The organism is Thermotomaculum hydrothermale, assembly GCF_016592575.1.
Lineage (GTDB): Bacteria > Acidobacteriota > Holophagae > Thermotomaculales > Thermotomaculaceae > Thermotomaculum > Thermotomaculum hydrothermale.
The window spans coordinates 361,420-374,278 of sequence record NZ_AP017470.1 but is presented as its reverse complement, the minus strand read 5'-3'; the positions used below and the strand labels follow the sequence as shown (position 1 = coordinate 374,278).

Annotated in this window: 12 protein-coding genes; 5 read left to right on the top strand and 7 right to left on the bottom strand. The window is 34.9% G+C overall.

Features of this window, described 5'->3' with window-relative positions; translation table 11 throughout:
• Positions 1–24 precede the first annotated feature (24 nt).
• The 3 genes from TTHT_RS01715 to galU are packed head-to-tail and all read right to left on the bottom strand — an operon-like array spanning position 25 to position 3,813.
• Positions 25–1,392 (bottom strand): sigma-54-dependent transcriptional regulator, encoded by a 1,368-nt coding sequence (locus TTHT_RS01715; protein WP_201328316.1) that lies wholly within the window; start codon positions 1,390–1,392, stop codon positions 25–27.
• Positions 1,382–2,947 (bottom strand): two-component system sensor histidine kinase NtrB, encoded by a 1,566-nt coding sequence (locus tag TTHT_RS01710; RefSeq protein ID WP_201328315.1) that lies wholly within the window; start codon positions 2,945–2,947, stop codon positions 1,382–1,384. Before TTHT_RS01710 ends, TTHT_RS01715 begins: the two co-directional genes overlap by 11 nt.
• On the bottom strand, positions 2,944–3,813 hold the full coding sequence (gene galU / locus TTHT_RS01705) for a UTP--glucose-1-phosphate uridylyltransferase GalU (RefSeq protein ID WP_201328314.1): 870 nt from the start codon (positions 3,811–3,813) through the stop codon (positions 2,944–2,946). The genes TTHT_RS01710 and galU overlap by 4 nt, the downstream gene beginning before the upstream one ends.
• 148 nt (positions 3,814–3,961) lie before the next feature.
• On the opposite strand from galU, the gene amrS reads away from it, so the two are divergent.
• A complete protein-coding gene (amrS, locus tag TTHT_RS01700) occupies positions 3,962–4,969 on the top strand; it encodes an AmmeMemoRadiSam system radical SAM enzyme (RefSeq protein WP_201328313.1) in 1,008 nt (335 codons plus the stop codon).
• Between the two features lie 47 nt (positions 4,970–5,016).
• Here amrS and groL read toward each other — a convergent pair whose 3' ends face one another.
• The gene (gene groL / locus TTHT_RS01695; protein ID WP_201328312.1) at positions 5,017–6,642 is read right to left on the bottom strand and encodes a chaperonin GroEL; all 1,626 of its coding nucleotides are present in this window, start codon (positions 6,640–6,642) and stop codon (positions 5,017–5,019) included.
• Between the two features lie 26 nt (positions 6,643–6,668).
• Positions 6,669–6,959 (bottom strand): co-chaperone GroES, encoded by a 291-nt coding sequence (gene groES / locus TTHT_RS01690; protein ID WP_201328311.1) that lies wholly within the window; start codon positions 6,957–6,959, stop codon positions 6,669–6,671.
• Positions 6,960–7,278: 319 nt separating this feature from the next.
• Here groES and TTHT_RS01685 point away from each other — a divergent pair, with 319 nt between their 5' ends.
• Positions 7,279–7,866, top strand: a complete 588-nt coding sequence (locus TTHT_RS01685; RefSeq protein ID WP_201328310.1) for a hypothetical protein — start codon at positions 7,279–7,281, stop codon at positions 7,864–7,866.
• A gap of 52 nt (positions 7,867–7,918) precedes the next feature.
• On the opposite strand, the gene cydB is transcribed toward TTHT_RS01685, so the two are convergent.
• The gene (cydB, locus tag TTHT_RS01680) at positions 7,919–8,947 is read right to left on the bottom strand and encodes a cytochrome d ubiquinol oxidase subunit II (protein ID WP_201328309.1); all 1,029 of its coding nucleotides are present in this window, start codon (positions 8,945–8,947) and stop codon (positions 7,919–7,921) included.
• Between the two features lie 12 nt (positions 8,948–8,959).
• Complete coding sequence (locus TTHT_RS01675) at positions 8,960–10,264, bottom strand: cytochrome ubiquinol oxidase subunit I (RefSeq protein ID WP_201328308.1); 1,305 nt, start codon at positions 10,262–10,264, stop codon at positions 8,960–8,962.
• A gap of 176 nt (positions 10,265–10,440) precedes the next feature.
• Between TTHT_RS01675 and TTHT_RS01670 the strand changes: the two genes are divergently transcribed.
• The 3 genes from TTHT_RS01670 (at position 10,441) to panC (ending at position 12,858) form a co-directional block, all read left to right on the top strand.
• Entirely contained in the window at positions 10,441–11,091 is a 651-nt protein-coding gene (locus TTHT_RS01670) for a deoxynucleoside kinase (protein WP_201328307.1), read from the top strand.
• A gap of 82 nt (positions 11,092–11,173) precedes the next feature.
• Positions 11,174–12,028 (top strand): 3-methyl-2-oxobutanoate hydroxymethyltransferase, encoded by an 855-nt coding sequence (gene panB / locus TTHT_RS01665; protein ID WP_201328306.1) that lies wholly within the window; start codon positions 11,174–11,176, stop codon positions 12,026–12,028.
• On the top strand, positions 12,019–12,858 hold the full coding sequence (gene panC, locus TTHT_RS01660; protein WP_201328305.1) for a pantoate--beta-alanine ligase: 840 nt from the start codon (positions 12,019–12,021) through the stop codon (positions 12,856–12,858). Before panB ends, panC begins: the two co-directional genes overlap by 10 nt.
• Position 12,859 lies beyond the last annotated feature (1 nt).

The window sequence follows — 12,859 nt, the reverse complement described above, 5'->3', positions numbered from 1 at the left end:
TAAAAAGATTCGCTTGTTTTTCTATTAATCTTTTTTCAATTTATGATAATAATATCTAAAAGAACGAAAACTCATATTTAAAAGCTTTGCAGCATCTTTCATTTTCCCACCGGTTTTTTTCATTGCCTCTTCCATGTATTGAAGCCTTATACCGTCAAGGATTTTTTCAATATCAACTCCTTCTTCAGGGACTTCAAACTTTTCCTGCACAAAATTTTGAGAGGTTAAAATCTTTTCCGGCAAGTGCGATGGAAGTAAGGTATCCCCTTCCATTATTGTTAAAGCCCTTTCAACAATGTTTTCTAATTCCCTCACATTCCCCGGAAAATGGTAATTTTCAAGATAATTTAAAAATTCTTTTGAAACATTAGGCTTTTTTATCCCTAACTTTCTGGAAAATTTATCCACAAAATAATTTAAAAGGATAGGAATATCACTCCTCCTCTCCCTTAATGGTGGAATTGGAATATGAAAAACATTTATCCTGTAATACAGGTCCTCTCTAAATTTTCCCTCTTTTACTTCTTTTTCAATATCCCTGTTTGTAGCGCAAATTATTCTTACATCTACACTAATATCCTCTCTACCACCTAACCGTCTTATCTTGAAATCTTGTAAAACCCTTAAAAGCTTCGCCTGCATCTGTAAAGGCATTTCCCCTATTTCATCTAAAAACAAAGTACCTTTATTAGCCATTTCAAACAATCCCGGTTTATCTTTTTCAGCCCCTGTAAATGCCCCTTTTTCATAGCCAAACAATTCAGATTCAAGTAATGTTTCAGGCAGGGCTGCACAGTTTAAAGAAAGAAATTTATTGTCTTTTCTTAAACTGTTTAAATGAATTGCTTTTGCAACAAGCTCTTTCCCCACCCCGCTTTCTCCTGTTATCAAAACAGTGGCATCTGTAGGGGCAACCTTTTTTACAAGATTAACTACCTTTTTTATTTTTTCGCTTTCCCCGATTAATCCAATCTCTTTAACATCCTGAAAAACCTGAGTTTTAAGCAGTATGTTTTCTTTTTTTAATCTTCTAACATCAAGGGTTCGTTTAACAATTAGCCTCAATTCGTCAATGCTAAATGGTTTAATCAGGTAATCGCAAGCTCCCATCCTCAACGCTTCAATTGCCGTGTCTGTTGTGGCAAAAGCAGTCATAATTATAAACTCCGAGTCAATCCCCTTGTCCCTAACCCATTTAAGAAATTCAATCCCACTCATTCCCGGAAGCTTTATATCACAAATTATCAGGTCAAAATCTTTCTTTAAAACATATTCCTGAGCAATTGACGCGTTTGTTGCTGTCTCAACCTCACAATTTAAATTTGAAAGAGCTCTTTTCACCACAAGAAGTAAATTATGTTCGTCTTCAACTACAAGGATTCTACCTTCCATTTTCACCCTCTTTTAATAGATAAACTCTAAAAATAGAGCCTTTCCCCTCTTCAGAATCAAAATCAATTTTCCCATCCATCTCATCAATAAAAGTCTTTGAAAGTGCAAGCCCTATCCCAATTCCTTTGGAAAACCCCGAGTAATAAGGCTCAAAAATCTTTGACTTGTCTATGTCCTTTATTCCAACACCACTATCTTCCACTTCAAAAATTATATATTGTCTTTTTTCATATAATCTGACAACAATTTTCTTTTCCTCTGCTTGCTCAAGAGCTTTTAATGCATTCATTAAAAGATTAAAAAAAACCTTTTTAAGCCTTACTGATTCAAAGAAAACTTTTGTTTTTTCTCCTATTTCTTCAACATATTCAAACCTTATAGACTTATCAAGCCGAGTTTTAAAATCTTCAATAATTTCCCTTATAAGAGGGAGAATATAAGAATACTCAGGACTCTGATAATCCTTCCTTGCAAATCTCAAAAAATCATTTATCTCGTTAGACAACCTGTTTATTTCATTTTCAACAACTTGAATTAGTTCTGTATCCATCTCTTTACCCTCTTTTAACAGTTGAATCGCACCTTTTATAGATGCAAGGGAATTTCTAAACTCATGTGCAAAAGAGGCTGAAAGTTCACCTAACTCACTCATTTTGTCTTTAAACTGAGCCTTTTTTTCCATTTTTTTTATCTCGGTTAAATCCTGGAAAACCACAAGCAATCCGTTAAACTTATTATCTGAAAAAAGTTTAACAATACTGACTCCAAATAGTCTGTCTTTTATTTCAACCACATATCTATCGAGAAAATCAAGTCTATCAACAAAATCATGAACAGGGAACAATTCTTTTAAATTAATGCCTAAAATCTTCTTATCGGGATAAATCTTTTTTAGAAAATTTTCCCCCTGAGGATTTATGTAATTTATCTTTAAATTCTCGTCAGTAGTTATAATTCCGCTTGTAATTGTATCAACAATTTTATTTTTTAACCTTGTTACTTTCTCAATCTCTTTCTCTTTTTTAATTAATTCATACTTCAGTTTTTTAGCTCTTTTGTTTATCCTGGTAATGATTAAAGCAATTGCATATATTGCCACAAAATAAACTGCAACGGGATAAGAAATAGAGTAAAAACTGGATAATCCAAATTGATTTGAATGAATAAAAAAGGTTAAAGCAACAGTTAGCATAAAACAAATAACCGAAACAGTTGCCAGAAAATAAAGGTGAATTGTTTCCACATAAAATCCTGCAAAAACAATAAGAATTAAATAAAGGATATGAAAATTACTTTTTACCCCGCCAGTGAAAAACACAATTAATGAAATAAAGATTGCATCAAGAACAAGTATTGGAACAATTTTTTCCCTTAATTTTTTAATTCTATAATAAACAAAGTTGATAACTCCATAAAGTACAATAGCCAATGCTACAGGTAAAATACTCTTTCCCTGCTGTTCTTTAAATGCATTAAAAATAAAAATTACCAGGAAAAAAACAAGAAAAGTAAAAAGCCTTGATGTATAAAAGTTAATTAATCTTCTTTCAATCAATTTTTCATTCTCTCGTAAAAAAAGTTTGTAGCCTCAACAAATCCCTGGACACTTCCACAATCAAACCTTTTTCCCTTAAATTTATAGGCAAAAACTTTTCCCTTCTCAGCAAGTTTGAGCAAAGCATCAGTTAATTGAATTTCACCATTTTTCCCCGGTGGCAATGTTTCAAGAATGTCAAATATTTCAGGGATTAAAATATACCTCCCAATTACCGCAAGGTTTGACGGAGCTTCTTCTTTGGAAGGTTTTTCTACCATATATTCAACCTTAAAAATCCTCTCCTCCACCTCTTTCCCCTTTATTACTCCGTACTTTGAAATATCTTCCATATCTACTTCCTGGACTGCAACAACGCATACCCCATATTTTTCATAAACATCAACCATCTGCTTCAAAACAGCAGAATTATCACTGAAACACAAATCATCAGCAAGAATTACTGCAAATGGTTCATCTCCAATTAAAGGTTTTCCTGTTAAAACAGCATGTCCCAAACCCTTCATTTCAATCTGCCTTGTGTAGGTAAAGACACACCTATCAATTACTGCCTTTATATCTTCTAAAAGAGACTCTTTATCAGTACCCTTAATCTGGCTTTCTAACTCATAAGCAATATCAAAGTGGTCTTCAATAGCCCTTTTACCCCTGCCTGTTACAATTGCCATATTTGTAATTCCTGCCTCAAGCGCCTCTTCAACACCATACTGAATTAACGGTTTGTTAACTATAGGAAGCATTTCTTTAGGCATTGCCTTTGTTGCAGGAAGAAACCTCGTTCCATAACCTGCTGCAGGAAAAAGGCATTTATTTATCTTTTTTGTATCTTTAACAAAAACCTTTTTTAATTTCTCAGTAATAGCCATATAACCCCCTTTGTTTGGATAATTTATTGTATAAGGTTTTATGCTAAAATTTCAAGGGTAATAGATAGTATATTGTGCAATGCCCTAATTTATTCTTAATTACTTGCCATTTTTTTTTAAATACTTAAATTTTAAATAAGAGGTTTTTATGTTTGAGGCAAAATACTACGAAAAACTTGAAAATAAAAAAGTAAGGTGCACCCTATGCCCCCATTATTGCACTCTAAAAGAGGGGCAAACAGGAATATGCAGGGTCAGAAAGAATATTAACGGCATCCTTTATTCTCTTTCATACCAAAACATAATTGCAATGCACATAGACCCTATTGAAAAAAAACCTCTGTACCATTTTTCCCCCGGTGCAAGAACTCTCTCAATAGCAACACCAGGTTGCAACTTTCATTGCCTGAACTGTCAAAACCACACAATTTCCCAGATTGACGAAAGCATATTTGATTTTACAAGAAAAATCCCCCCAGAAGAGGTTGTAAAAATAGCAATTTCAGAAAATATTAAACATATTACTTTTACATATACAGAGCCAACAATCTTCTTTGAATATATGCTTGATACAGCAAAAATCGCTAAAAAAGAGGGGCTTTATTGCTCAATTGTTTCAAACGGATACATAACCAAAGAACCATTAAAGGAGTTAATACCCTTTATTGACGCTGCAAATATTGACTTTAAATTTCACGAAGATTCGCTGTATCGCAAAATTGCAGGAGGAAAAGCAAAACCTGTGCTTGAAACAATTAAAACCCTCTATCATTCCGGAGTAATAACAGAAGTTACAACCTTAATAATTCCTGAAGTTAATGATAATGATGAATATTTTTTAGAAACTGCAAAATCCCTTTTGCAGATATCCAATGAAATCCCATGGCATTTAAGTGCTTTTTACCCCACTTATAAAATGATTGATTATCAAAGCACCCGCCCTGAAACACTTGTAAAATTCAGAAAATTGGCTATTGATTTAGGGTTTAAGTTTGTATATACAGGAAATATCCTTGATTTAGAAGGTAGTACCACCTATTGCCCAAAGTGTGGTGAGGCTTTAATAAAAAGGCATTACTTTAACCTAACATTTTCTGAATTGAAAGAAAATAAATGCCCTAAATGCGGCGAATTTATTTACGGGAAATTTCAATAAAAAAAGCCCCGATTTCTCGGGGCTTTAATCTTTTATAAGTTAGCAAATTAGTACATTCCACCCATATCCATGCCACCTGCACCAGGCATTGGTTTCTCTTTTTCAGGAATTTCGGTAATTACACACTGGGTTGTAAGCATTACACTTGCAACTGATGCAGCATTGACAAGTGCATTCTTTGTAACCTTAACAGGATCAATTACCCCTGCCTTCATTAAATCTTCGTAAGTATCGGTTGCAGCGTTGTAACCAAATGAACCTTCACCTTTAAGCACTTCTTTTACAACAAGTGAGCCTTCCTGTCCAGCATTTGCCGCAATTGCCCTTAAAGGAGCTGACAATGCCTTCTTGATTATATCAACACCTAACTTCTGGTCACCTTTAACGTCAATTTTTTCAACTCTATCTAACTGCCTTAACAGAGCCACGCCACCGCCAGGAACAATACCTTCTTCAACAGCAGCCTTGGTTGCATGCATAGCATCTTCAACCCTTGCCTTTTTCTCTTTCATTTCGGTTTCAGTTGCAGCACCTACCTTAATTACTGCTACACCGCCAACTAATTTAGCAAGCCTTTCCTGTAATTTTTCCCTATCGTAATCTGAAGTTGTCTGTTCAATCTGAGCCTTAATCTGTTTTACTCTTGCCATAATAGCGTCTGAAGAACCACCGCCTTCAACAATTGTTGTGTTCTCTTTGTCAATTACAACCTTTTTAGCAGTACCTAACATGTCAAGGGTAACATTTTCAAGCTTAACACCTAAATCTTCTGTAATTGCCTGGCCACCTGTCAGGATAGCGATATCTTCAAGCATTGCCTTTCTTCTATCGCCAAAACCAGGAGCCTTAACAGCTGCAACATTTAACACACCTCTTAACTTGTTAACAACAAGTGTGGCAAGTGCTTCGCCTTCAATATCTTCTGCAATTATAAGCAATGGCTTTCCTGTTTTTACCACCTGCTCTAAAACAGGAAGCAATTCTTTCATATTTGAGATTTTCTTTTCGTGGATAAGGATATAAGGATTTTCAAAAACAACTTCCATCTTTTCAGCATCAGTCACAAAGTAAGGAGAGAGGAATCCTCTATCAAACTGCATACCTTCAACAACTTCAACAGTTGTTTCAAGGCCTTTTCCTTCTTCAACAGTGATAACACCGTCTCTTCCAACCTTTTCCATTGCTTCTGCAATCTTTTTACCAATTTCCTCATCGTTGTTTGCAGAAATGGTTCCTACCTTTGCAATATCTTCGCTTCCCCTTACTTCAATTGCCATTTCGTTAAGGCCTTTTACAACCTCTTCAACAGCCTTATCAATTCCCCTCTTTAAATCCATTGGGTTTGCACCTGCAACAATTGCTTTAATACCTTCTTTGTAAATTGCCCTTGCAAGAACAGTTGCAGTGGTTGTACCATCTCCTGCAACATCAGAGGTTTTGGAAGCAACTTCTTTAACAAGCTGAGCACCTACATTTTCCTGAGGGTCTTCAAGCTCTATTTCCTTTGCAACGGTTACACCATCTTTTGTTGAAAGAGGAGAACCGAATTTTTTCTCAATTAAAACATTCCTTCCCTTAGGACCTAAAGTTGCCTGAACAGCATCAGCAAGCTTTTCAACACCGGCTAAAACAGCATGTCTCGCTTCATCACCAAAAACTATCTTCTTTGCCATAACATTCCTCCTTTTATATTAATTTTTTACTTTTCAACTATCGCAAGTATTTCATCTTCCCTCATAATGAGGTATTCTTCGTCATCAATCTTAATTTCAGTACCAGCGTATTTACCGATTAAAACAGTGTCGCCTACCTTTACTGTTAAAGGAAATTTCTTTCCATCCTCATTTACCCTGCCATCACCAACAGCAATAACTTCAGCTTCAAGAGGTTTTTCTTTAGCGGTATCAGGAATAATAATGCCGCCTTTAATTTCTTCTTTCGGCTCTTTTCTCTTAACAAGCACCCTGTCATATAAAGGTTTAATTTTCATGTCTCTCCCTCCTTATTTATAGTTTTAAAATTAGCACTCAACACATTCAAGTGCTAATATATGCTTATTCTACTTTTTTGTCAAGATTTAAGTTATTCTATTTTCAAACAAAAAAAGATTTAAAAAAACAAAACACAAAGTTTTCTATAAAAATACTCAAAAAAAATCTAAATAAATTAAAAAAATAAAAATTTATTAAAAATTTCAAAAATTTGATAACAATGTTATAAAATTTCTTTATTAAATTTATTTCAAAGATTTGCGCTTTAAATAAATATCCTTATCTGTTATTGTAAATAAAAAATAAAGAGGTGATAAAATGAAAAAACTTTTTATGGAAAACATTGTCTTTATGGTTTTAACATCAATTACAATTATTGGAGGGTACTTTTTTTTAAGATATGCTTACAAAGTTACAGATCAAACACCTTTTACCCAGGAAATTGTACTTATCTTTTTAGGTACCATAGCCACCATTCTAATCACAGCCACATTGTTAAACAAACAGACAGAAGTAGAACTAAAAAAGGAACAGAGTATAAAATACCTTGATTTAAAGTCAAATACCTACCTGGATTTAATCAATTATATTGAATCTATTATTTTAAAAAGAAACCTTGAGCACAAAGACATTATTAAACTTCAATTTCTGACCCATAGACTTGCCACTGTTGCAAGCCCTAATGTACTTATTGAGTACACAAACTTTTTGAAGATTTTTGAAAAATCGTATACAGATAAAAAAATTGATGATAAAGACGAGGACGAACTTTCAAAAGCACTGGCAAAACTTACAATTAAAATTAGAGAGGATATGATTGGCGAACTTGACAAACAAAGTGGATACGACACTCAGGAGATAGAACAGAAAGTTATTGAAAACACCAACAGAACAATAAAATTATAAAAAAACGGAGGGGAAAACCCTCCGTCAAAAACAACATAAAATGTCGACTCTTTTAATAAGCTTCGTCAGACTCAAGATCCTTTTCTGTAACAGTATGGGAAAAGGTTTTGTATGCCCAGAATTGATAAAATAACACAAGAGGCACAAAAATTACCGCAACAACCGTCATTATCTTTAAAGTTAACTCTGATGAAGATGAATTGTAAATGGTAAGACTTGCATTTGGGTCAATGCTTGATGGAAAGAGGTTCGGGAACAATCCAGCAATGCTCCAGAATGTTGTAAAAAGGATTGTCAATGAAGAGGCAAACCAGCCTTTCCAGTTTTCTCCTTTAACAAGGTAAACCTTAACCATAATAAGTGCAATTACCGCTATTAAAGGAATTACAAAAAGCAAAGGATGCTTAAAGTAATTATCCCAGAGTTTTGTGGCTACATAAGAGTAGATAAGGAAAATAACGGCAAAAACCAGAACTGCATTCCAGAGTTTGTCTGCTATCTCTTTTGCCCTTTGAGCAAGGTCTCCCTCTGATTTAGCCCAGAGCCACAAACTTCCATGCATCATAAAAAGAAGCACAAACAAAATCCCACCGACAAGCCCGTAAGGATTTAAAAGTTTCAAAGTGTTTCCGTGATACATTCCGTTTGCATCAAAAGGGATTCCCTGAAAAATATTTGCAAAAGCAACTCCAAAAAGAAGAGCCGGGAGAAAGCTACCAAATACAAGACAATAATCCCAGATTTTTCTCCAGCCATCAGAATCGTGTTTGCTTCTAAATTCAAATGCAACCCCTCTTAAAATAAGCGCAAAAAGTATAAGAAGCAAAGGTGTATAGAGGCATGAAAACATAATTGCATATGTTTTTGGGAAAGCAGCAAATGTAGCACCACCTGCTGTTATAAGCCATACTTCATTTCCATCCCAGAAAGGCCCCATTGCATTATATATAATTCTCTTCTCATTTTCGTTTTTTGCCAGAACCGGCAACAGTGAGCCTAACCCTAAATCAAAACCATCAAGCGTAAAATATACTGCCCATAAAACAGCCCAGAGAATAAACCATATTACCTGCCAGATCATAACGCCACCTCCTTAAGCCTTAGGCCCTTGCTTGGCAGTTTTGAAAATTAGATAAAAATCTGCAATGCCAAGCAATGTATAAACAAGAGTAAAAGCAATCAAAGACACAAGAACCTGAGTTGAGGATATAGTTGGGGAAACTGCATCCTTAACCTTCATTAAACCGTAAACAATCCACGGTTGTCTTCCTACCTCAGCCAAAGTCCAGCCCAAAAGTATAGCTAAATATGTCAAAGGAACTGAATATAATATTATCTTTAAGAACAGCGGATGATTCTCTATCTCATCCCTCTTCCAGAAACCGTATAAAGTAAGTAGAATAAACAGGAAACCCAATCCCACCATAAGCCTGAAACTCAAAAAAGTAGGAAGAACAGGTGGCCTTTCATCCTTTGGAAAATCTTTTAAACCCTTAACCTCTGCCGAAGTTGAATGAAAGGCAAGCAAACTTAACATTCCGGGAATAGGCAATGCTTCCACAGCGTTTTTCTCATTATCCGCATCTGGCCACAATAGTAAATAGATAGGTGCATTAGTCTTTGTTTCCCATAACGATTCCATCGCAGCTAATTTTGTAGGCTGAGTTTTAGCAACTTCTGCTGCATGCTCATGACCTATAGCCACTACGAGAATTGAGGCAATTAACGCATAGGTTATAGCCATTTTAAAAGATTTTTTAAAAAAGGAAACATTGCTTCCTCTCATTAAGTGGTAAGCACTAACACCAGCAACAAAGAACCCTGCAAGAGTCATTGCAGCAGTAATCTGATGGGTAAATTTAAGCCAGACATAAGGTTGAAATACAACTGCTGCAAAGTCTGTTAACTCTGCCCTTCCATTTCTAATAACATATCCAACAGGATGCTGCATCCATGCATTTGCAGTCAAAATCCATATTGCGGAAACATTTGTACCAATTGCAACAAGCCAGATAGCAAGTGCATGCATCTTTTTGGACAATTTATCCCAGCCAAATACCCATACAGCAATAAAGGTTGATTCTAAAAAGAATGCTACTGTTGCTTCAATAGCAAGCAATGAGCCAAAAACATCTCCTACATACTGAGAGTAGCGTGACCAGTTTGTACCAAACTGAAATTCAAGAGTAATACCGGTTACTACCCCTATAGCAAAGTTAATTAAGTAAATCTTACCCCAGAACTTTGCCATTTTCTTGTACTCTTCATCCCCGGTTTTAACATACTTTGTTTCCATCCATACAAGCAACCAGACCAATCCTAAAGTTAAAGGGACAAAAAGAAAGTGAAAATACGTCGCGACTGCAAACTGCAATCTCGAAAGAATAGTTACATCCATAAAACCCTCCTCCTAAGATAATAAACATTTTCCTTTTAAAATTATTCTAACATAAATATATAGCTTAGAAACAATTTTTTCTAATTTTAAAATTAATAAAAAGTATTTTTTTTTGATAAAAATCAAAAAAATCTTCTCCCTTTTTTTTCTGATATAATTTAGTTGGGAAGGTGAAAATGACTGTAATTTATAAAAATATTCTAATTGACGGCTTGCCAAAAACAGGAAAAAAAGAGCTGGCAAGAAAGCTATCGGAAAGATTACACTACACATTAATATCAGATATTCAATCAATTCCCACTCATTTATTGGATTTTTTTTACAGGGATATTGAAAGAAATGCGCTATTAACAGAACTTTCCTTTTTAATTCAGAGGTATAAGCAATTAAATACAATTATGGTATCCGACCTGTATAGGCCTAATCGCTCTATCTTTACATTTTCAATTGAAAAATCAAAGATCTATGCCACCTATACATTAAACGACCAGGAACTTGTAGTTTTTGAAAAAATATATGAAATGCTATCAACCCCAATTCCTATCAATTATGATTTAATTGTCTTTCTATACTCCTCTCCAAAAAATATTCTTAAAAAAATCAAAGAAAATCCTAAAAACGGAGAGGAAAGAATTTCACTGGAATATATTGAAGGGCTTTTAAAGGTTTATTACAACCACTATTCAAAAATTAGAGGAATACCATTAATATTTTTTGAAATACAAAACATAAACAAAGGCTTTGATGATGAAACTTTAGATAGTATTGTAAATTTTATGGATAATGTAAGACCCGGTATTAACCTTTACAATCCGCCACATCCTTAAATTAAGGAGTGGCAGGCAAAAAAAGTTTTTAAAAAAGACTTTACTCCGAGCAAGGTAACTTGCAGGAGAGAAAGGAGAGAAAATGAAAAAGAAGATTACAGCCCCCAAAATTTATTCCATGAAAAACAAAGAAAAAATAGCAATGATTACATCCTACGATTGCCCCACAACAAAAATTGTGGAAAGTGCTGGAATTGATATTATCCTTGTTGGTGATTCTGTTGGAATGGTGCTTTTAGGTTACCCAACAACACTTGAGGTTACAGTTGACGATATAATCCACCATTCAAAAGCAGTTTCAAGATGCTCTCAATATGCCTTAAAGGTGGGAGATATGCCATTTATGTCTTACCAAACCTCTGTGGAAGAAGCGGTTAAAAATGCTGGAAGGATAATTCAAGAAGGGGGAATGGACGCGGTTAAATTGGAAGGGGGAGAAAATCATATAGACAAAATCAAAGCAATTTTAAATGCTGGGATCCCCGTAATGGGGCATGTAGGCTTAACCCCGCAGTCAGTTAACCTTTTCGGGGGGTTTAAGATTCAGGGAAAAACAGCTGAAAGCGCCAAACAAATTTTAAAAGATGCAATTCTTCTTGACCAGGCTGGCGTTTTTGCCATTGTCCTTGAAGGCATACCTGAAGAGTTGGCAAAGGTAATTACTGAATCAGTTTCCTGTCCAACAATAGGAATAGGGGCAGGGAGATTCTGTGACGGACAGGTGCTTGTCTTTCATGATATGTTGTCAATTCCTGAACCCTGCTACTTTAAATTTGTAAAGCAGTTTGAAAATGCCGGGGAAGTAATGAAAAATGGAGTAGAAAATTATGTTAAAGCTGTTAAAGAAAACGAATTTCCAGGCAAAGACAATGTAACCCATATTTCTGAAGAGATTTTAAAAGCCCTTAAAGACAAAGGAGGCCTTAAATGCATATAGCAAAAACAGTTGATGAGATGAAAAAACTTAGAAAAGAAATCCCCTCAAATAAAAAAGTTGGTTTTGTCCCCACAATGGGCTACCTTCACGAGGGACACCTTTCCCTTTTAAGAAAAGCAAGAGAAGAAAATGATATTGTCATATTAAGCATTTTTGTAAACCCTATTCAATTCGGCCCAAACGAAGATTTAGACAGGTATCCAAGAGATTTTGAGAGGGATGAGAAATTAGCAAAAGAGGTTGGAACAGACATAATTTTCTATCCCACCCCCGAAGAAATGTATCCAGAAAACTACTCTTCCTATGTTGTAACTGAAGGGCTTGACAAACACTTATGCGGAGCAAAGAGGCCTGGGCACTTTAAGGGAGTAATGACTGTTGTCCTTAAACTCTTCAATATAACCAAACCTGACAACACCTACTTTGGACAAAAAGATATACAGCAGGCAAGGATAATTGAACAGATGATTAAGGACTTTAACCTTGATATAAAAATGCATATATGCCCTATTGTGAGAGAGGAAGACGGTCTTGCAATGTCTTCAAGAAATGTTTACCTATCCCCTGAAGAAAGAAAACAGGCAATAGCACTCTATAAAGGAATTAAAAAGGGTGAAGAGTTATTTAAGCAGGGAGAAAGAGATGCAAAAACCATAAAAAAAGAGGTTGAAAAGGTTGTAAAATCTTTTAATCTGGCTAAAATTGACTATGTTGAGATTGTGGACTATACCACAATGTCTCCAATTGATAAGTTAGGGAAAAAGAGCGTGCTGGCACTTGCTGTTTATTTTGGAAAAACAAGGCTAATAGACAATACTATCCTGGAGTGAG

Bases quoted from the DNA above. Each gene is read 5' to 3' on its own strand.
- cydB (WP_201328309.1), bottom strand. From the start codon at position 8,947: ATGATCTGGCAGGTAATATGGTTTATTCTCTGGGCTGTTTTATGGGCA.
- TTHT_RS01670 (WP_201328307.1), top strand. From the start codon at position 10,441: ATGACTGTAATTTATAAAAATATTCTAATTGACGGCTTGCCAAAAACA.
- groES (WP_201328311.1), bottom strand. From the start codon at position 6,959: ATGAAAATTAAACCTTTATATGACAGGGTGCTTGTTAAGAGAAAAGAG.
- TTHT_RS01715 (WP_201328316.1), bottom strand. From the start codon at position 1,392: ATGGAAGGTAGAATCCTTGTAGTTGAAGACGAACATAATTTACTTCTT.
- galU (WP_201328314.1), bottom strand. From the start codon at position 3,813: ATGGCTATTACTGAGAAATTAAAAAAGGTTTTTGTTAAAGATACAAAA.
- TTHT_RS01675 (WP_201328308.1), bottom strand. From the start codon at position 10,264: ATGGATGTAACTATTCTTTCGAGATTGCAGTTTGCAGTCGCGACGTAT.
- amrS (WP_201328313.1), top strand. From the start codon at position 3,962: ATGTTTGAGGCAAAATACTACGAAAAACTTGAAAATAAAAAAGTAAGG.
- panB (WP_201328306.1), top strand. From the start codon at position 11,174: ATGAAAAAGAAGATTACAGCCCCCAAAATTTATTCCATGAAAAACAAA.
- TTHT_RS01685 (WP_201328310.1), top strand. From the start codon at position 7,279: ATGAAAAAACTTTTTATGGAAAACATTGTCTTTATGGTTTTAACATCA.
- groL (WP_201328312.1), bottom strand. From the start codon at position 6,642: ATGGCAAAGAAGATAGTTTTTGGTGATGAAGCGAGACATGCTGTTTTA.
- panC (WP_201328305.1), top strand. From the start codon at position 12,019: ATGCATATAGCAAAAACAGTTGATGAGATGAAAAAACTTAGAAAAGAA.